The organism is Streptomyces formicae, from assembly GCF_002556545.1.
GTDB classification, from domain to species: domain Bacteria; phylum Actinomycetota; class Actinomycetes; order Streptomycetales; family Streptomycetaceae; genus Streptomyces; species Streptomyces formicae_A.
The window spans coordinates 1085424-1103977 of sequence record NZ_CP022685.1 but is presented as its reverse complement, the minus strand read 5'-3'; the positions used below and the strand labels follow the sequence as shown (position 1 = coordinate 1103977).

Annotated in this window: 18 protein-coding genes; 10 read left to right on the top strand and 8 right to left on the bottom strand. The window is 71.3% G+C overall.

Translation table 11 applies throughout. The features are described 5' to 3' along the window. Positions 1–62 precede the first annotated feature (62 nt). Genes KY5_RS04420 through KY5_RS04410 form a run of 3 tightly spaced genes read left to right on the top strand, consistent with a single transcriptional unit; the run spans position 63 to position 3204 of the window. Entirely contained in the window at positions 63–1331 is a 1269-nt protein-coding gene (locus tag KY5_RS04420) for an ABC transporter substrate-binding protein (RefSeq protein WP_098240949.1), read from the top strand. Positions 1332–1342: 11 nt separating this feature from the next. Further along, positions 1343–2275: a carbohydrate ABC transporter permease gene (locus KY5_RS04415; RefSeq protein ID WP_098247054.1), complete on the top strand. Its 933-nt coding sequence runs from the start codon at positions 1343–1345 to the stop codon at positions 2273–2275. Beyond that, positions 2272–3204, top strand: a complete 933-nt coding sequence (locus KY5_RS04410) for a carbohydrate ABC transporter permease (protein WP_098240948.1) — start codon at positions 2272–2274, stop codon at positions 3202–3204. Before KY5_RS04415 ends, KY5_RS04410 begins: the two co-directional genes overlap by 4 nt. Positions 3205–3227: 23 nt before the next feature. Here KY5_RS04410 and KY5_RS42920 read toward each other — a convergent pair whose 3' ends face one another. The 3 genes from KY5_RS42920 to KY5_RS04400 form a co-directional block, all read right to left on the bottom strand. Continuing rightward, positions 3228–3356: a hypothetical protein gene (locus KY5_RS42920; protein WP_267894262.1), complete on the bottom strand. Its 129-nt coding sequence runs from the start codon at positions 3354–3356 to the stop codon at positions 3228–3230. Positions 3357–3499: 143 nt separating this feature from the next. After that, positions 3500–3691: a CsbD family protein gene (locus KY5_RS04405; protein ID WP_098240947.1), complete on the bottom strand. Its 192-nt coding sequence runs from the start codon at positions 3689–3691 to the stop codon at positions 3500–3502. 161 nt (positions 3692–3852) lie between these two features. Next, entirely contained in the window at positions 3853–5316 is a 1464-nt protein-coding gene (locus tag KY5_RS04400; protein ID WP_234362611.1) for an MFS transporter, read from the bottom strand. 75 nt (positions 5317–5391) lie between these two features. On the opposite strand from KY5_RS04400, the gene KY5_RS04395 reads away from it, so the two are divergent. Next, complete coding sequence (locus KY5_RS04395) at positions 5392–6045, top strand: TetR/AcrR family transcriptional regulator (protein WP_098240946.1); 654 nt, start codon at positions 5392–5394, stop codon at positions 6043–6045. 39 nt (positions 6046–6084) lie between these two features. Here KY5_RS04395 and KY5_RS04390 read toward each other — a convergent pair whose 3' ends face one another. The 5 genes from KY5_RS04390 to KY5_RS04370 all read right to left on the bottom strand — a co-directional run bounded on the left by KY5_RS04390 (position 6085) and on the right by KY5_RS04370 (position 11422). Next, entirely contained in the window at positions 6085–6474 is a 390-nt protein-coding gene (locus KY5_RS04390) for an STAS domain-containing protein (protein ID WP_098240945.1), read from the bottom strand. A 178-nt stretch (positions 6475–6652) separates the two neighbouring features. Continuing rightward, positions 6653–8050, bottom strand: a complete 1398-nt coding sequence (locus KY5_RS04385) for an FtsW/RodA/SpoVE family cell cycle protein (protein WP_234362610.1) — start codon at positions 8048–8050, stop codon at positions 6653–6655. Then, positions 8038–9222 carry an LCP family protein gene (locus KY5_RS04380; protein ID WP_199842927.1) on the bottom strand — a complete coding sequence of 395 codons (1185 nt, stop codon included), beginning with the start codon at positions 9220–9222 and terminating at the stop codon, positions 8038–8040. Before KY5_RS04380 ends, KY5_RS04385 begins: the two co-directional genes overlap by 13 nt. A gap of 93 nt (positions 9223–9315) precedes the next feature. Then, a complete protein-coding gene (locus KY5_RS04375) occupies positions 9316–10755 on the bottom strand; it encodes a sensor histidine kinase (RefSeq protein WP_098240944.1) in 1440 nt (479 codons plus the stop codon). Next, positions 10745–11422 carry a response regulator transcription factor gene (locus tag KY5_RS04370; RefSeq protein WP_098240943.1) on the bottom strand — a complete coding sequence of 226 codons (678 nt, stop codon included), beginning with the start codon at positions 11420–11422 and terminating at the stop codon, positions 10745–10747. The genes KY5_RS04375 and KY5_RS04370 overlap by 11 nt, the downstream gene beginning before the upstream one ends. A gap of 414 nt (positions 11423–11836) precedes the next feature. On the opposite strand from KY5_RS04370, the gene KY5_RS04365 reads away from it, so the two are divergent. From KY5_RS04365 to KY5_RS04340, 6 genes are all read left to right on the top strand, one after another. Further along, positions 11837–13570 (top strand): ABC transporter permease, encoded by a 1734-nt coding sequence (locus tag KY5_RS04365; protein WP_098240942.1) that lies wholly within the window; start codon positions 11837–11839, stop codon positions 13568–13570. Positions 13571–13665: 95 nt separating this feature from the next. After that, entirely contained in the window at positions 13666–15021 is a 1356-nt protein-coding gene (locus KY5_RS04360) for a nitrate/sulfonate/bicarbonate ABC transporter ATP-binding protein (RefSeq protein WP_098240941.1), read from the top strand. Positions 15022–15154: 133 nt separating this feature from the next. Continuing rightward, complete coding sequence (locus KY5_RS04355; protein WP_159072486.1) at positions 15155–15331, top strand: hypothetical protein; 177 nt, start codon at positions 15155–15157, stop codon at positions 15329–15331. A 24-nt stretch (positions 15332–15355) separates the two neighbouring features. Continuing rightward, positions 15356–16261 carry an endonuclease/exonuclease/phosphatase family protein gene (locus KY5_RS04350; RefSeq protein WP_098240939.1) on the top strand — a complete coding sequence of 302 codons (906 nt, stop codon included), beginning with the start codon at positions 15356–15358 and terminating at the stop codon, positions 16259–16261. An 87-nt stretch (positions 16262–16348) separates the two neighbouring features. Continuing rightward, entirely contained in the window at positions 16349–17386 is a 1038-nt protein-coding gene (locus KY5_RS04345; RefSeq protein WP_098240938.1) for a hypothetical protein, read from the top strand. A gap of 102 nt (positions 17387–17488) precedes the next feature. Next, positions 17489–18550, top strand: a complete 1062-nt coding sequence (locus tag KY5_RS04340) for an NUDIX hydrolase (protein WP_098240937.1) — start codon at positions 17489–17491, stop codon at positions 18548–18550. Positions 18551–18554: the final 4 nt, after the last annotated feature.

Here is an 18554-nt window from a genome sequence, read left to right as displayed (position 1 = left end):
GGGACATGGCACAGTCATCGTTCAGCGGTCCCGTCGCGCCACGGAGCATGACAGGACATCGGATGTCCCGGCGCAATGTCCTGCGCGGTGCGGCCGCCGGAGCCGGGGCGGTCACCCTCCCCGCACTGCTCAGCGCCTGCGGGGACGGACCAGGCGGCAAGAAGAACGAAGTCACGATGGGCTCCAACTCCTCGGACGCGGTGCCGAAGAAGGCGTTCCAGGACGCCTTCGACGCGTACAAGAAGAAGACCGGCAAGACCGTCAAGGTCCACACCACAGAGCACAACGAATTCCAGCAGAACATCACGCGCTATCTGCGGGCCACCCCGGACGACGTCTTCATGTGGTTCGCCGGATATCGCATGCAGTACTTCGCGGAGAAGGGCCTGCTGGTCGACATCAGCGATGTGTGGAAGGGGTTCAGTGGCTTCTCCCAGGCGCTGAAGGATCAGTCCACGCACGACGGCAAGCAGTACTTCGTGCCGTACTACTACTATCCGTGGGCCGTCTTCCACCGCAAGAGTCTCTTTGCGGAACGGGGGTACGAACAGGCCAAGACCTGGGACGAGTTCATCGCGCTCGCCAAGAAGATGTACAGGGACGGGATTCCGGTCGCCTTCTGCGACAAGGACGGCTGGCCCGCCATGGGAACCTTCGACTACATCAACATGCGCCTGAACGGATACGACTTCCACAAGGGGCTGATGGCGGGCGAGGAAGCCTGGACGGACACCAAGGTCAAGAAGGTCTTCGACCTGTGGCGCGAACTCATGCCGTACTACCAGAAGGGCGCGCTCGGCCGGACCTGGGAGGAGGCGGGGCAGGGCCTGCAGAAACGCAGGACGGGCATGGCCGTCTTCGGAATGCCGCATCCGGGGCAGCAGTTCCCGGCCAAGGAGCGGGACGACATCGACTTCTTCGCCTTCCCCGAGATCGACCCCGCTCACGGACAGGACGCCGTGGAGGCGCCGATCGACGGATTCCTGATCGCGAAGAAGGCCAAGAACGTCGATGCGGGGAAAGACCTCCTGACGTGGCTGGGAACGCCCGAGGCCGAAGAGGTCTATCTGGCCGGTGACCCGAACAACGTCGCGGTCAACGACAAGGCGGACACCGCCACGTACACCGCGTTGCAGAAGAAGTCGGCCGAACTGGTCTCCGGGGCCAAGCAGATCTCGCAGTTCCTCGACCGGGACACCCGCCCCGACTTCGCGCAGACCGTCATGATCAAGGCGCTGCAGGACTTCATCGACGACCCGGGCGACGTCGACGGTCTCGTCAACCGCATCGAGCGGCAGAAGAAGGACATCTTCGCGCAGGCCGTCGGCTGACCATGCTGACCATGAGGGGATCGCGCTCCGTACCGTCGAAATCCGCCGGACGCGCCGGGCGAAGGGGCCCGCGGCGCTTCACACGCCGTGACACCGTCGTCCTCGGCGTACTCCTGGGAATTCCCGTCCTCCTCGAAGCCGTCATCGTGTGGGGGCCGACGCTGGCCTCCATCGGTCTGTCCTTCACCTCGTGGGACGGTATCGGCGACATCCACTGGGTAGGCGGCAAGAATTACGAGAGCCTCGTCGACAACTACCCGGCTTTCTGGCCCGCGGTCCGCCACAACCTCCTCTGGATCGCCTTTCTCGGCCTCGTGGCCACGCCCTTCGGGCTCCTGCTCGCCGTCCTCATCGACCGGGGCGTACGGTTCAGCCGCTTCTACCAGTCCGTGCTGTACATGCCGGTCGTGCTCTCGCTCGCCGTCGTCGGCTTCATGGCCCAACTCCTGCTCGGCACGGACCAAGGCGTGATCAATACGGCGCTCGGCAATGAGAGCGACCCCATCGACTGGCTCGGCAATTCCGACCTCAACATCTGGATGATGATGATCGCCGCGAGCTGGCGGCACACCGGATACGTGATGATCCTCTATCTGGCCGGGCTCAAATCGGTCGATCCCGCGCTCAAGGAAGCGGCCGCGATCGACGGCGCGAACACCCGCCAGACCTTCTTCCGCGTCGTCTTTCCCACGCTGCGCCCCGTCAACGTCATCGTTGGCGTGATCACGGTCATCGAAGCGCTGCGGGCCTTCGACATCGTGTACGCGGTGAACAAGGGCCGCAACGGCCTCGAACTCCTCTCCGTACTCATCACCGACAACATCATCGGCGAGGCGAGCCGCATCGGATTCGGGTCCGCCATCGCGGTCGTCCTGCTCACCGTCTCCCTGGGATTCATCGTGACGTTCCTGGTCCAAGAGCTGCGAGGTGCGCGCGACCGATGACCGCCGACCTGCGTGCCGCCTCCGCCGACCGCGCGTCCGACCGTCCCGCACGCGAGCCGACGCGCGCCGAACGCCCGCGCCGCCGCGGCCGGTTCGGGGTCCCGCTCTTCCTCGCGGCCGTCTCCCTCGCCTTCCTCGCGCCGCTCCTGCTCGCCGTCTACGCGTCGTTGCGCCCGTACGAGGAGACGGCAGAACACGGCTACTTCTCCTGGCCCGAGCACATGTCCTTCGACTACTACCGCCAGGCGTACACCGAATCCGGCATGGGCAAGTACTTCACCAACACCCTGCTGATCGCCGTTCCCGCGGTGCTCCTGACGCTGTTCCTCGCGTCGTTCGTCGCCTTCGCCGTCTCACGGGTGCGGATCCGCGGCGGCATGCTCCTGCTGATGCTGTTCACCGCGGGAAACCTGCTGCCTCCGCAGGTCCTCGTGACGCCGCTCTACGCCCTGTTCCTGAAGATCCCGCTGCCCTGGTGGATGTCGGACTCGCTCACCCTCTACGACTCTCTCTGGGCGCTCGTCCTCGTCAACGTCGGCTTCCAGATCGGCTTCTGCGTCTTCGTCCTCTCCAACTTCATGCGGACGCTCCCCAAGGAGATCCTGGAGGCGGCGATCGTGGACGGCGCGGGCGTGTGGACCCAGTTCTGGCGGATCACCCTGCCGCTGTGCCGCCCGGCCCTCGCGGCCCTCGCGACCCTCGAATTCACCTGGATCTATAACGACTTCCTCTGGGCCCTCATCTTCATCTCCAACCCGGACAAGCTCCCGATCACCTCGTCCCTGAACAACCTGCGCGGTCAATTCTTCACCGACTACAACCTGTTGGCCGCGGGCTCGGTCCTGGTGGCCCTCCCCACGGTCCTGGTCTTCCTGCTCCTCCAGCGGCACTTCATCGCGGGCCTGACGCTGGGGTCGGGGAAAGGGTGAGTGCGTGGAAACCGCGAAGACGATTACTTCCGGCGGCGGAACGTCAGCCACAGGCGCGTGGCGATGAGCCCGAGGACGACGATGCCGACCGTGATCCGCGCCCAGCGGGGGAGGGCGCCGGAGCCGGGCAGGTACAGGGCGAGGATGGTCACGCGGTGCTCCTTGGCCGGTGCGGGTGACGGACATTCTGCTCCACGCGGCGTGCACCGCGGGCACCTCTTCGCCGCCCTGCTCCACGAGCCGCCCGGCACACGCCAGAGCCCCGCCGGCCAGCGGCGGGGCTCTGCGCGGAGCGTCAGGAGTCGTCGCGCTTGAGGGAGTCCTTCATGCCCTCCGCGCGCTCCTTCAGGGAGTCCATCGTGTCCTTGACGCCGCCCTTGGCCTGGTCGGTCTTGCCCTCGGCTTCCTTGCGCTCGTCGCCGCTGGCCTTGCCGAGCATTTCCTTGGCCTTGCCCTTGAGCTTGTCCATGTTGCCGTCGTCACCCATGACCGCTCCTTACGATGCCGTTCGGTTACCCGATCAACGTAGGCCGCCGACCCGCTTCGCGCGCGCTGGAAGGTGGCACTGCGTGACGACGGCCCGGGATGCGACCCGTCCGCCGCGACGGCGTGCGCGAGCGGTCGTACGTCACGGGGGCGGTGCTCCCCTCACACCGTCCCGCCCCTGATCCGGCGAGCCACCAGGACCCCTGCCGCCGCCAACGCCCCGGTCAGCGCGAACGTCGCCGTCAACGCGGTCGTGATCGAGGAGCCATGGGCATCGGAGAGGGCGACCGCCGCGCCGCCCAGGCCGCTGAGGACCGCCACCGCGAGCGTCTGCGCCAGTTGCATCGAGCCGCTCGCCTCGCCCTGCCGGTCGGCCGCGGCCTGTTCCATGGTGTCGGTCGTCGCCGCGTTGAAGGCGACGCCCATGCCCGCGCCGCCGATCGCCCAGCCCGCGACGGCCGTCAGCGCCGGTGTCGTGTCCACCAGGATGCCCAGGGCCATCACCACGATGCCGACGAGCAGCACCGCGAACCCCGCAGCGATCGGCACCGCGCGCGACCGCCCGCTCCAGCGGCTGTCCGCCCTGCCCTGCCAGGCCGCGCCCGCCACCCAGGTGATCGCGCCCGCCGAGAGCCCGAGCCCGGCCTCCGTGGCGCTCAACTCCCGCAGTTCGACCAGGCCCAGGGGCAGGAACGCCTCGCTGCCGAAGTACGCGCCGCACAGCAGGAACCGCAGTACCACCCCGGTCGGCACTCCGCGCCGCACGGTGAGCGTGCCGGGCGGGGTGACCGAGCGCAGGGCGCCGACCGCGACGACGGCGCCGACCGCGGCCAGCGGAATCAGCAGGGCGACGGTGCGGAGTTCGAGACCGGCGAGGAAGAGGGCCGTGCCCAGCGCGAGCAGCACGCTGCGCGCGATCGGCGTGGCCCACCACGGTCCAGGCTCCCCGGCCGGGGCGGGATCGGGCCCGCCCAGGCGGCGCAGCGGTGTCAGGGCGAGCGCGGCCGCCAGGACGACGAGGGGGAGCAGGAGGACGAACACGCCGCGCCACGAGGCCCCGTCGGCGATCATCGCCGCGATCGTCGGACCGATCAGCGAGGGCAGCGTCCAGGCGCCCGAGACGAGCGCGAACATCCGCGCCCGCAGGTGCTGCGGATAGGCCAGGGCGATCGCGGTGTACGCGAGGGCCATGACGGCGCCGACGCCGAGGCCCTGGAGGAAGCGCCCGGCGAGGAAGAGCGGCCAGTTGGGCGCGGCACCGGCGACCGCGCAGCCGACGGCGAAGACGGTGAGGCCGATGGCCAGCGGGCGGGCGGGGCCGCGCAGGTCGGCGGCCCGGCCCGCCGCGACCGTACCGATCAGATTGGCCAGCATCAGGGCGGACAGGCCCCAGCCGTAGGCCCCCAGGCCGCCGAGGTTCCCGGCGATCTCGGGGAGGACGGTGGCCACGCCCATCGACTCGAAGGCCACCAGGCCGACCGACAGGACGATTCCCCAGGTCAGCGCGGCATAGCGGCCGCCCAGCACGCTCTCGTGGGCCTTCCCGCGCTGGGGCCCCTGGGGCGTCTCGGTCAAGGACGTGGGCTCCGTGCGCACGCGGTCGGCGGTCGACTCCTGCTCGGACAAGGCGAGCTCCTTGCATGGTGAGTTACGTTTCGATCCGGATCGGAACGAAATCACATGCTACCTATACTGCTTCGCATGGCAACACCCGATCCCGCGTCCCGCGCCGCCACCCGCCCCGCGGGACGCCCGCGCGACACCCGGCTCGACGACGCGATCCTCTCGGCGACGCAGGAGCTGCTGGAGGACGTCGGCTATCCCGGCCTGACGATGGAGGCGGTGGCGCGCCGCGCCGGGACCACCAAGCCCGCGATCAGGCGCCGTTGGGCCTCCCGGCAGCACCTGGTCATCGCGGCGCTCGCCGACACGATGGGCACGGCACCCACGCCCGACACCGGCTGCACGCACTGCGATCTGATCGAGGGGATCGACACCCTCAGCCGCGCCTTCGGCGGACGTCTCGGGCGGCGTACGCTCCCGGCGCTGATGGCCGACCTGGCCGACGACCCTGCGCTGGACCGGGTGTTCACGGAGACGATCTTCCGTCCGCGCCGCGCGACCACCGAGGCCGCGCTGCGGCGCGGCATCGAGCGGGGCGACATCCGCGCCGACGCGGACATCGACCTGCTCCTCGACCTGCTCGGCGCCACCACGTACCACCGGGTGCTCTTCGGGCACCTGCCCGTCACGGACTCACTGGCCCACGACGTGGTGATGACGGTCATGGGCGGTGCCGCGACGCCGCGTTGGCGCGGCCGCTACCAGCGGCGCCACGAGTCGGACCACGACTAGGACCGTCGAGTGGGTCCGCGAGGAGGCCGCGCCGGACGTCTAGGTCTCGTCGAACGGCCCGCGCAGCGCCGCCCCCAGTGACGGCGCGGGGGACAGGGCCGAGGTGAGCCTGGTGATGCGCAGCATGCGCAGGGTCAGCGGATCCGTGCACACCACGCGCAGGTGGCCGCCCCTGCCGCGCACCCGCCGACGGGTCCGCATCAGCAGGGAGATGCCGGAGCAGTCGAAGAAGGTGACCCGGCTCAGGTCGACGACGACCAGCGGTTCGGAGCCCGAGGCGGCGGCATCCATCAGCGACACCGTCCGCTGGTAGGCCACGAGGTCCATGTCTCCGCGCAGTTCGACCACGATCGCCCCGTCGAGCCCGTACACGCTCGGCGGCCGATCGGATTCCTCTGGTTCGTACGTGCCCAGCTCTGTTTGAAGCATCCATCCCCCCAGCGCCGGCGCCGCACTCCTGGGGAGGGAGACGCGGCGGGCCTGTCGTTTCCTTGAGATCGCCGGGGGCCGGGGCGTCTGTCGGATCACGCTAGCGGGCACTGGCGCACTCTGGCGTGCGGGAACGATTCATGGAAGCGCCGCACCACACGATGGGGTGAAGTGGTCTCTAAATCCTTGACAGTTCGGGTGAGGCGCTGGCGGTTTCCTGTACGTCGTCACGGAACTGGTCCTCCCGGGCCCGGTGCTTCGCGCCCGCCTGATGGCTCACGACCAGGAGCAGCGAGACGAGAAGCCAGTTCGCGACCATCGACGACCCGCCCTGCGCGAGGAACGGCAACGCCTTGCCGGTGAACGGCATGAGGCCGGTCACGCCCGCCGTCACGATGAAGACCTGGAGCGCGAGCACCAGGGAGAGCCCCGCGGCGAGCAGCTTCCCGAACGGGTTGTCGCAGGCGATGGCCGTACGCAGGCCACGCTGGACGAGCAGGGTGTAGAGCAGCAGCACGGCCATCATCCCGGCGAGCCCGAGCTCCTCGCCGACGGTGGTGAGGATGAAGTCGCTGCGCCCGGCGAACCCGATGAGTTCGGGGTGCCCCTGCCCGAGCCCGGTCCCGGTGACGCCGCCGCTGCCGAAGCCGAAGAGGGCCTGTGCCGCCTGGTCGGAGACGAGGCCCGGCGGGCGCTGGTCGGGCGGCAGGTAGATGTCGAAGGGGTGCAGCCAGGCGAGGATCCGGCCGCGTACGTGCGGTTCCGTCGCGCCGACCGCGGTGGCGCCGACGGCCGCCATGGCGATCCCGCACACCACCCAACTGGTGCGCTCCGTGGCGATGTAGAGCATCACGATGAAGACGCCGAAGAAGAGCAGCGAGGTGCCCAGGTCGCGTTCGAAGACCAGCACGAGCAGGCTCAGCAGCCACACGGCGGCGATCGGACCGAAGTGCCTGCCGTGCGGCAGGGTCAGGCCGAGCACGCGACGTCCGGTGAGGGCCAGCGCGTCGCGCCGCGGCACCAGGAAGGCCGCGAAGAAGATCACGATGGTGACCTTGGCGAACTCGCCCGGCTGGAAGGAGAACGGGCCGAGGTAGACCCAGCGCTTGGCGCCGTAGGTGTCGCCGGGGAAGAACGCGGGCGCCATCAGGAGGGCGAGCGACACCGCCATCGCGACGTACAGATAGCGCTGCAGCCGACGGTAGTTGCGCAGGAACCTCAGGAGCAGGATGGCGGCGGCCACCGCCAGGACGGTCCACACGAGCTGCCCGGTGCTCGCGGGCGCCGAGTCGTAGCGCGCGGCGTACGCCGGGTCCAGGCGGGCGAGCAGCACCAGACTGAGGCCGGTGAGCAGGAAGGCGAGCGGGAGGACGAGCGGATCCGCGTACGGCGTATAGCGGCGTACGGCGAGGTGCGCGGCGGCGGCCAGACAGACCTGGGACGCGGCGAAGCCGGCCAGTTGGCCGGGTAGCTCGCCGCTGAGCGCGAGGCCCGCGCTCGCGTGTCCGAGGACGACGACGGCGACGGCGAGCGCGAGCAGCACCGCTTCGGTGCGCCGGAGGTTCAGTCCACGCACGGCACACCGCCACCGGAGACCTTGGGGTCGTCGTGACCGGAGTCCTCGCCCCCGCCGTCCTTCCGCGCGCCGTGCGCGGGTTTGAGCTGTCCTGTCTGTTCCTGGACGCGTCGGCGCACCAGGTCGCGGTCGACGATGTTGACGTCCTCGCCGTTGTGCTTGGCGAAGGACTCCACCGGCAGGGTCGTGAACTCCACGTTGCCGCCCGTCAGGCTCCTGGCCTCCTTGACGAAGGAGAGGACGCCCCAGCCCTTGTCGAGCACCACGTTCTCCTTGACCACGTCCTTGAGGTCCAGGAGGCGGCCGGGGTTGGTCAGCGTGCCCAGGCTGTTGGCCTGGTGCAGCGCAGAGGCGAGGAAGGCCTGCTGGCGGCGGGTGCGGTCCAGATCGCCGCGGGTCAGACCGTGCCGCTGGCGTACGAAGGCCAGTGCCTCCTGGGCGTTCAGCTTCTGCTTTCCCGCGGGGAAGTCGGCGCCCGAATAGCGGTCCTCGACGGGGTGGTTGAGGCAGACCTCGACACCGCCGAGGGCGTCGGCCAGATGGTAGAAGCCCGCGAGGTTCACCTCGGCGAAGTGGTCGACGGGCACGCCGAGGAAGGTCCGTACCGTCTCGATCTGGGAGCGCCTGCCCGCTTCACGTCCCGCCTGCTCCAGCTCGTGCCGGTCCTTCACGCCGCGCTTGAGCAGCCGCTCCTCCTCGTCCGCCTTGGCCAGGCCGTACGCCTTCTTGATCTTGTCCTTGCCGTGCCCCGGAATGTCGACGAGGTCGTCGCGCGGGATGGAGAAGCCCTTGGCCTTGCCGCCGCCCGCGGGGACGTGCAGGAGGATCAGCGTGTTGGCGTTGTAGCCGCCGATCTCCGAGCTGCCCGCGTGGAGCTTCTTCAGGACGTCATGGGGGAGCTCGTCGCCGTTCTGGTCCTTCCGGGTGTCCAGGCCCATGAGCAGGATGTTCGTTGAGCCGTCCGTGGACTTGGGCGCGTCGGGGCCGAGGGCGGCCGACGAGCCGATGCTGTCCAGCTCGCGGTACAGGTACCAGGCCGCCGCGCCGCCGCCGAGCACCAGGACGGCGGTCAGGATGAGCAGCGTGCGCAGCAGACGGGCCCGGCGCGAACGCCGTCGCGCCGGGTGGGCACGCGCGCGGTGCCGGGGGCCGGTTGCTCGGTGCAGGGACATGGGGACGATCCTGCGGGCGCTTTGCTGAGGGGATTCTGAGGAACCGGAAGGGGTCTTCAGGAAAGGGAGAAGGGATCTTCGGGAAGGGCGGCGTCACACGTCCGCGGCCGGGAGGCGCAGCACGAGGAGGGCGCCGTGCGGGCCGGGGGCCACGCGCAGGCTCCCGCCGTGCGCCTGCGCGATCTCGCGGGCGATGGCCAGGCCGAGCCCGGTTCCCCCGCGGTCCCGGTTGCGGTCCTCCTCCAGGCGCGCGAACCGGTCGAAGACCTTCTCCGCGGCCTCGGGCGGGATGCCGGGCCCGTCGTCGGCCACTTCGAGCACGGCCGTGCCGCTCGCCGGATCGGTCCGCGTGGTGACGCGGACCTCGGAGACCGCGAAGCGCTGGGCGTTGTCGAGCAGATTGGCGAGGAGCCGCTCCAACTGACCGCTGTCCCCGCGCACGGACACGGGTTCGTCGGCCGTGAGGCGCAGCGGGACCCGGGCCGAACGGCGCCGCGCGATCTCCTCGGCGGTGAGCAGCGACAGGTCCACCAGGGGCGTCGCCGCGGTCTGCGGGGCCTTCGGCGCCTGCTGTGCGTCGAGGCGGGCCAGGAGCAGCAGGTCGGCGGCGATCCGCTCCAGTCGTACGGTGCTCGCGAGGGCCTGCCGCAGCGAGGCCACCGTCTCCTCGGGGTCCTGGCGCAGGAGGGCCAGTTCGAGTTCGGCGCGGACGGCCGCGATGGGGTTGCGCAGCTCGTGCGAGGCGTCGGCGACGAACTGGCGTTGCAGGGTGACCGAGCGCTCCAGGCGTTCCAGGGTGTCGTTGACCGTACGGGCGAGCCGGGTGATCTCGTCCTTGCCGCCCGGCGCGGGCACCCGGCGGCTGAGCCGGTCGGCCGTGACGGCGGCGAGTTCCCTGCGGATGGCCTCGACGGGCCGCAGGGCCGACCCGGTCACGCTCCAGGAGATGAGGCCGGTGAGGACGACCACCAGCGGGCCGCCGACCAGCAGGGTGACGGCGAGCGCGTGACTTGCGTCGGACTCGGCGTTCAGCATGGTCAGCGCGTAGACGTAGCGGTCGCCCTGCGGTGAGGGCGCGCGCACCACGGCCACCACACTGCGGTGGCTGGCGGCCGCCTCGCTCTCGGACAGCTCGCGCACGGCGGAGTCCTCGCCGCGTGCGGGGCGGAAGTCCGCGAGGCGCGCGGCGCGGGCCGCCGGGTCGGGGGCGGTGCTGGCCAGGGCGCGGCCGCGGGCGTCCAGGACGAGCACCGCGTCGACCCCGTCGTCCGGCTCGGGCAGGTCGGAGGGGAGCTCGTCCTTCCCGGTCATCAGGGCCGCGACGGTCTGCCGTGCGGCGAGCTCGGTGCGGTCCGCCGCGTTGTCCAGGACGTTGTCGCGCAGCGTGAGGTAGAGCCAGCCGCCGCCGACGGCGAGGGCGAGCACCATCGTCAGTACGGCGGCGGCGGTGGCTCTGGCCCGCAGGGTGCGGGGCCAGGGCCAGCGGGGGCGGAAACGGCGGGTCGGCTCGGGACCGGCCGGTTCAGGGCCCATCGGGTGCCAGCCGGTAGCCGACGCCGCGCACGGTGCGGATCGTGTGGCGGTCGAAGGGCGCGTCGATCTTCTTGCGCAGGGAGCTGACGTACACCTCGACGATGTTGGGATCGAGATCCGCGGGCGATGCCCAGACCTCGTCGAGGATGCCCTGCTTGGAGACCGTGCCGCCGCCCGCCGCCATCAGACAGCCGAGTACGTCGACCTCCCGCGCGGTCAGCTCGACCGATCGCTCGCCGCGCTTGCAGAGGCGGGCGCCGACGTCCAGCGTCAGATCGCCGACCTGGAGCGTCGAGGCCCGCTCGCGCCCGGCGCGACGGCCGAGCGCGCGCAGCCGCGCGAGCAGCACGACGAGCGAGAACGGCTTGGTCAGATAGTCGTCCGCGCCCGCGTCGAGCCCGTCGGCCTCGTCGTACTCGCCGTCCTTGGCGGTCAGGATGAGGACGAGCGCGTGGTCGTCGAGGCTGCGCAGCCGCCGACAGACTTCGAGACCGCTGAGGCCGGGCAGCATCAGGTCGAGCACGATCACGTCGTAGCCGCCGGTCAGCGCCAGCTCGAGGCCGGAGTGTCCGTCATGGGCGACGTCGACCCAGTGGCCGTCCGACGAGATGGCCCGGCGCAGGGTGTCGGCGAGCGCATGCTCGTCCTCGATGACCAGGATCTTCACGGCTCAAATATCACATATCTAGTAAATGGGGTGAGAACCGTCAGGATAGGTCCGGCCTGCTGAGCCCTCTCTGAAGATCCTGAAGACGCGCTCAGGAAGGGCGGCGGCGCCCGTCCGTCCTGAAGCGGGCTTCAGGTGCCTCAGCCGGTGTTCAGCCTCCCCGCCGCATGGTGGAGAGGCGGTGCGACGAGCGTGCCGTACGTGCGGCCCGGGGTGGTCCGGGCCCGCCGAAGAGCTGAGGAGGTGGTCGTTGTGCCCTACGGCGACCCTCCTAGTCGCGCGCTCCGCCGCCGCGTCCGCTAGCGCGTTCCGCTGGGCGCGGCGTCCCGCCGCCGTGCCGCCGCGCCGTCACCCGATGACACCGCGCCGCGTCACCGCCGCAGCCGGGTCCGTACTACCCACCGGGTTCCCCTCATGTCGAAGCTCCGTCAGTTCCCCTCCCGCGGCGCCGTGCGCGTCGCCCGCATGCGCCCCGTCGACCTCCTCGTACTGCTCGGCGTCGTGGCCGTCTTCTTCTGCGCCGCCCGGATCGGCGCGTCGGCCGACCAGCCGTACGACGCCGCCGCACCGCCCGTCGTCTCCACCGATCCCGGCCAACTGCCCTACTACGCGGGCCGTTCGCTGCTCCGGATGTTCGCGGGCCTGGTGCCCGCGGTCCTGTTCACCCTCGTCTTCGGCACCTGGGCGGCCCGCTCGCGGCGCGCGGCCAAGGTCATCGTGCCCGCCGTCGACATCCTCCAGTCGGTGCCGGTGCTCACCTTCCTGAGCATCACCGTCACCGGGTTCATCGCGATGTTCCCGCACTCCACGCTCGGGCTCGAACTCGCCTCGGTCTTCGCGGTGTTCACCGCCCTCGTGTGGAACATGGCGATGGCCTTCTACCAGTCGCTCACCACCCAGTCCAGGGAACTGGACGAGGCCGCGCGGCTCATGCGGCTCACCCGCTGGCAGCGGTTCTGGAAGGTGGACGTGCCCAGCGGCATGATCGCCCAGGTCTGGAACGGCATGATCAGCTTCGGTGCCGCCTGGTTCGCGCTCTCCGCCTCCGAGACGATCAGCGTCCACGGCAAGGACAACGGCCTGCCGGGCGTGGGCTCCTACGTGGCGCAGGCCCTGGACAACGGCCAGGGCACCCGCGTCGCCCTGGCCGTCCTCGTCATGATCACGATGGTCGTCTCCGTCAACTTCTTCTTCTGGCGGCCCATCACGGCGTGGGCCGAGCGGTTCCGCACCGAGGACTGCGAGATCGCCGAGCAGCCCCGCAGCTGGTTCCTGAACCTGCTGCGCCGCTCCACCCTGCCCGCGCTGCTGGGCCGCGTGCTGCGCCCGGCCGGGGAGCGGCTCGACCGGGCCATGCGCGTCCTCGGCACGAGCCCCGGGTGGCTGCGCCACGACCCGGTCCGCCGCCGGCGTGCCGACCTGGTCTTCCACGTGCTCTACGCGGCGGCCGTCGGCCTGATCGTGTGGCGGGCGTTCGCGTACATCCTCGACAACGTGCCGGTCGGCGAGATCGGGCACGCGGCCTGGCTCGCCCTCATCACCTACGGCCGGGTCATGGCCCTGGTGGTCTTCTCCACCCTGGTGTGGGTGCCGATCGGCGCCTGGATCGGGATGAACCCCAAGGTCAACCGGATCGCCCAGCCCGTCGTGCAGGTCCTCGCCTCCTTCCCGTCCAACTTCCTCTTCCCGCTGGCCGTCGTGGTGCTCGGCGCCTCCGGCATCTCCCTCAACTGGGGCGCGATCGCCCTGATGGCGCTCGGCGCGCAGTGGTACGTCCTGTTCAACGTCATCGCGGGCGCCAGCTCCATCCCCGGCGATCTGCGCGAGGCGGCCGACGACCTGGGGCTGAAGGGCTGGCTGCGCTGGAAGCGACTGATCCTGCCCGCGGTGTTCCCCTCGTACACGACCGGCGCCCTGACGGCGTCCGGCGGCGCCTGGAACGCCTCCATCCCGGGCGAGTCGGTCTCGTACGGCACCACCACCCTGACCGCCGTCGGCATCGGCGCCTACATCACCCAGGCCACGGACTCGGGCGACTTCGCCCGCAACTTCCTCGGCGCGGTCGTGATGAGCGTGTACGTCGTCGTCATCAACCGGCTGCTCTGGCGCCGTCTGTACCGCTACGCGCAGAAACGGTGCGCGCTGTGACCCGGCACCGCCTCGTGATCCGGCACTGCTTGCTCGGCCCGGGCACCGGCGCCACCCACCCCCGTCACCCCACCGCACCCCTGAGGAGCGCCCCCATGAACGCGTCCGCCACCACCTCGGCGATCGTCAGCGAGCGGGACCCCGCCGCCCGCACCCCGGTCATCACCGTGACCGGTCTCTCCAAGGACTTCACCGCACCCGGCGGGGAGCGCCTTCCCGTCCTCCAGGACATCGACCTCACGCTGCACGAGGGCGAAGTCGTCGCGCTCCTCGGCAAGTCGGGCTCGGGCAAGTCGACGCTGCTGCGCCACATCGCGGGGCTCCTCGCCCCCACCGGCGGGACCGTGCACTACCGGGGCAGTCAGGTGAACGGCCCCAATCCCGGCACGGCCATGCTCTTCCAGTCGTTCGCCCTGATGCCCTGGCTGACCGTGCAGCAGAACGTCGAACTCGGGTTGCAGGCAAGGGGAGTGGCGGCCGCCGAGCGCAGGGAGCGGGCGCTCGGCGCCATCGACATGGTCGGCCTCGACGGCTTCGAGAACGCCTACCCCAAGGAGCTCTCCGGCGGCATGCGCCAGCGCGTCGGGTTCGCCCGCGCCCTGGTCGTGGAGCCGGACGTGCTCCTGATGGACGAGCCGTTCTCGGCGCTCGACGTCCTGACCGCGCAGACGCTCCGCAACGAACTCCTCGAACTGCTCACCCACCCCGAAAGCCCCACCCGCACCGCCCTCCTGGTCACCCACTCCATCGAGGAGGCCGTCCAGCTCGCCGACCGGATCCTCGTCCTCGGCACCGATCCCGGCACCATCCAGCGCGTCCTTCCGGTGGACCTGCCGCGGCCCCGCCACCGCCACACCCCCGGCTTCGGCACCCTCGTCGAGGACGCGTACGAGGCCCTGACGGGCGAGCGCTCCGGGACCGCGGGCGTGGAGGGGCACGATCCGCTGTGGGGCTCGGTGCCGCTGCCGCGCGCCGAGGTGGACACCCTCGCCGGTCTGCTCGAAGAGGTGGACGGCCGGGGCGGCGCCGTCGAACTCGCCGTCCTGGCCGACGCGTTGTCGTACGAGGTGGACGATCTGATGCCGCTCATCGAGGCGGCCGAGCTGCTCGCCTACGCCGGGATCGCGACCGGGAAGCTCACCCTGACGGCCACCGGGCGCGGTTTCGCCCGCGCCGACATCCTCACGCGCAAGCACCTCTTCGCGGCGGCCGCGCTGGCGAACGTGCCGCTCATCGCCACCGTCCGCACGCTCCTGACGGCCTCCGACAGCGGGCGGCTGCGCGAGCGCTACCTCCTCGACCGGCTGGGCGCGAGCGGCGCGCGGCACGCGCGGGCGCGCGGGCTCGACACCGCGATCGCCTGGGGCAGGTACGCCGAACTCTTCGAGTACGACGCGCGGGACCGCGTCCTGCTGCTGCCCGCGGAGAGCCGTTCCGACCGCGCGGCCTGAACGTACGCCGCCCGCATCCACGCCGTACCGCCTTTGGGAGGCGCATCTCATGACTCCGCTGAATTCGCTGAACCCGCCGAACCCACTGAACCCGCCGAATCCGCACCACGTCGGCCGGACACGGTCCGGGACGGTGGCCGTCGCACTGACCGGGCTCTCGGCCGCCCTGCTCGCCATCGCCGCCGTGGTCCCGCCCGCCACGGCGTACGTCATCTGCGGCGCGCTGCTCGGGGCCTCGGCGACCGCGGTGGGGTTCGCCCTCGTCGGCTGGGGCGCCTGCTCGCGGCGCGCGGCCGGTGGCCGGACCTGAGGGCGGCGGGCGGCACCACCACTCATGCGCATCGTCCTTCCCGCGTTCCTCCTCGCCGGGCTGCTCGCCTTCCCCGGCGTCGTGCCCGACACGCCCGGCCACATCGGGAGCCTCGTCGAGACCGTCCTGCCCTGGTTCGGCCTGGGCGTCCCGTGCCTCGTCCTGGGGGCGGCGCTGCGCCGCTCGCGCGCGGGCCTGGCCGCCGCGCTGGTCCCCGCGACGGTCTGGGCGGCCGTCTTCGGCCCGGCCTTCCTCCCCGAACGGACCGCGGCGCAGGCCGACTTCCAGGTCCTGACCCTCAACGTCGGCGGCGACAGGACCACCCCGCGCGAAGTCGCCCGCGAGGTGATCGACACGCACGCCGATGTCGTGGCCCTGGAGAAGGTCCCCAGAACAGCGATGAAGGAGTACGAGAAGCAGCTCGACGCCACCTATCCCCACCACGTCACCCGCAACACCCTCGGCCTGTGGTCGCGTTACCCGCTCAGGGACGTCGAGGCGCTGCACCTGGGCGGCGCCTGGCCGCACGCGCTGCGCGCCAGCGCCCGTACGCCGGGCGGTGACACGGCCGTGTACGCGGTGCGTCTCCCCTCGGTACGGGTGACGCCGGGCAACGGGTTCGCCGTACGCGACCGGGACGCGAGCGCCGCCGAACTCGCCGAGCGGGTCGAGGCCGACCCGGCACGGCGGGTGGTGCTGCTCGGCGACCTCAACGGCAGCTTGCGCGACCGGGGCCTCGCCCCGCTGGCCCGCGCCCTCACGGACGTGCGGGAAGGGGCGGGCCGGGGGCCCGGGTTCACCTGGCCCGCGGCGTTCCCCGTCGTCCGCATCGACCACGTCCTGACACGCGGTCTCCGGGCGACCGGCACCAGGGTCCTGCCGGACCTCGGCAGCGACCACCGCCCGGTCCTGACCGGGCTGCGCTCCTGACCGGGCCGCGCTTCAGACAACTCAGCGGGCGTTCAGGAAGGACACCCCACCATCGAAGGGCCCGCTCCCGCAGAAAGGTATCTCCCCATGGCGTCGGACGAACCGCGCCCGCCGGGCTTCCTGCCCGCACGCCTGCCCGCGCAGGTCCTGGCGGGGGCATGGACCGACCTGGACGTACTGGCCCACGCGGCGGCCGTGGCGCGCGCTCCCGAGGAGGCGAGGGCGCTGGTCGACCGGGCGGACAGGGCGGGCGAACTCGCGGTCCTGCGGCAGCGCGTCAACCGTCTCGCGCCGCCGAGGGCCAGGGCCGCGGCGATGCGGGTGGCCGTCATCGCGGCGGCCTGCGGCTGGACGGACCTCGACCCCCTCGCGCCCGAGTCCCGGCGGGCCGCGCGCGAGGACTTCCTCGGCCTGTGGTCATCGCTGGCCCACCGGGGCGACCACGAGAGATTCGTGGCGCTGCCCACTCTCGCCCTGCTCAACTGGGCCCCACTGCACAAGTCGCAGCGCGCCAGGACCACCGACCAGCTGGCCCGCGGCGAGGTGCTCGTCCCCATCGTCCGCTGGTCGCGGTCGGGCCAGCCGCTGTCCCGCATCGACCGGCTGATGCTGGCCTCGGTACGCCTGGAGGCCCAGGGGATCTGGCTGCTGCGCATCGCGGAGAGTCTGGCGGGCCGGGGTCCCGGCGACGAGACGGTGGCCACGGCGCTGTGCAGGTTCACCCGCATCCAGCACGTACTGCGCACACAACTGCGCACGGAGAGAGTGAAGCTGGCGATGGCGCCGACAACCGCACAACAGCGGACCGTGCTGCACTCCCTCGCCGGACGGGGCGCGCTGGAGCCACCGATCCTCCTGGCGGCGGACACCGTCCTGGGCATCGGTGGCCGCCCCGGCAACACGAGCCGCCCACAACTGCGCCGCCACCTCCCCGCCCCCCACCGCTGCCGCCTGTCCACCCTGGAGCGCGACTGCGCCCCCCTGCGCACCCTCGCCCACCGCAGCGGCCCGGACGCGGACGCCTACCGCGAGGCCCAGGAGTCACTGATCGTGCTGCGCCGCACGTACACGGAGCTGGTGGGCACCGCGATGGAGCCGGGGCCGGTGCGACCCATGTGGCCATAGGAAAGGGCCCGACCGGCCGGGACAAGCCACCCCGTCAGCGGCTGGTTTCCATGGCAGGCTGTTGCGGGCAAGCCACAGGGGGCCAACAGAAGAGGGGGAACCGTGATCGTCTGGATCAACGGCGCGTTCGGTGCGGGCAAGACCAGCGCCGCACGGGAACTGATCGAGCTGATCCCGAACAGCACGCTCTTCGACCCCGAGGTCATCGGCGGCGCCCTGCCGTACCTGCTGCCGCCCAAGCGCCTCTCCGAAGTGGGCGACTACCAGGACCTGCCGATCTGGCGGCGGCTCGTCGTCGACACGGCGGCCGCGCTGCTCGCCGAGGTGGGCGGCGTCCTTGTGGTGCCGATGACGCTGCTGCGCCAGGAGTACCGCGACGAGATCTTCGGGGGGCTCGCCTCGCGCAGGATCTCCGTACGCCACGTCCTGCTCGCCCCGGACGAAACGATCCTGCGCGCCCGAATAACCGGCCGTGACGTGCCGCTCGACCTGCCGGACGGCGGTGGCACGCCCGACGGCGACCTGCGCGTGCGGCAGTGGTCGTTCGACCACATCGAGCCCTATCGCGCGGCGCTCGCCGGATGGCTCGGTGCGGACGCCCATCGCGTCGACACCAGCTCCCTCACCCCGTACGAGAGCGCCGAGTGCGTCGCCGAGGCGATCCGCTCCGGCGCCGCCGCCGTCTGCGACATCGTGCAGACGCCCGAACCCACCGCGGAGACCGTCGCCGCGGGCGTGCTGCTCTTCGACGAGCGGGACCGGGTGCTGCTCGTCGACCCGACGTACAAGGCGGGCTGGGAGTTTCCCGGTGGCGTCGTCGAAGCGGGCGAGGCCCCCGCGCGCGCGGGCGTGCGCGAGGTCGCCGAGGAGACCGGCATCCGGCTCACCGGAGTTCCCCGGCTGCTCGTCGCCGACTGGGAGCCGCCCGCGCCGCCCGGCTACGGAGGGATGCGGTTCCTCTTCGACGGGGGGCGGCTCGACAGCGACCAGGCCCACCGGATGCTGCTCCCCGGACCGGAACTGCGCGGCTGCCGCTTCGTCACCGAGGAGGAAGCCGCCGTCCTGCTGCCCGCCGTTCGCTACGAACGGCTGCGCTGGGCCCTGCGCGCACGGGAGCGCGGCGCCGCCCTCTATTTGGAGGCGGGTGTTCCGGTCGGCGGCTGAGCCC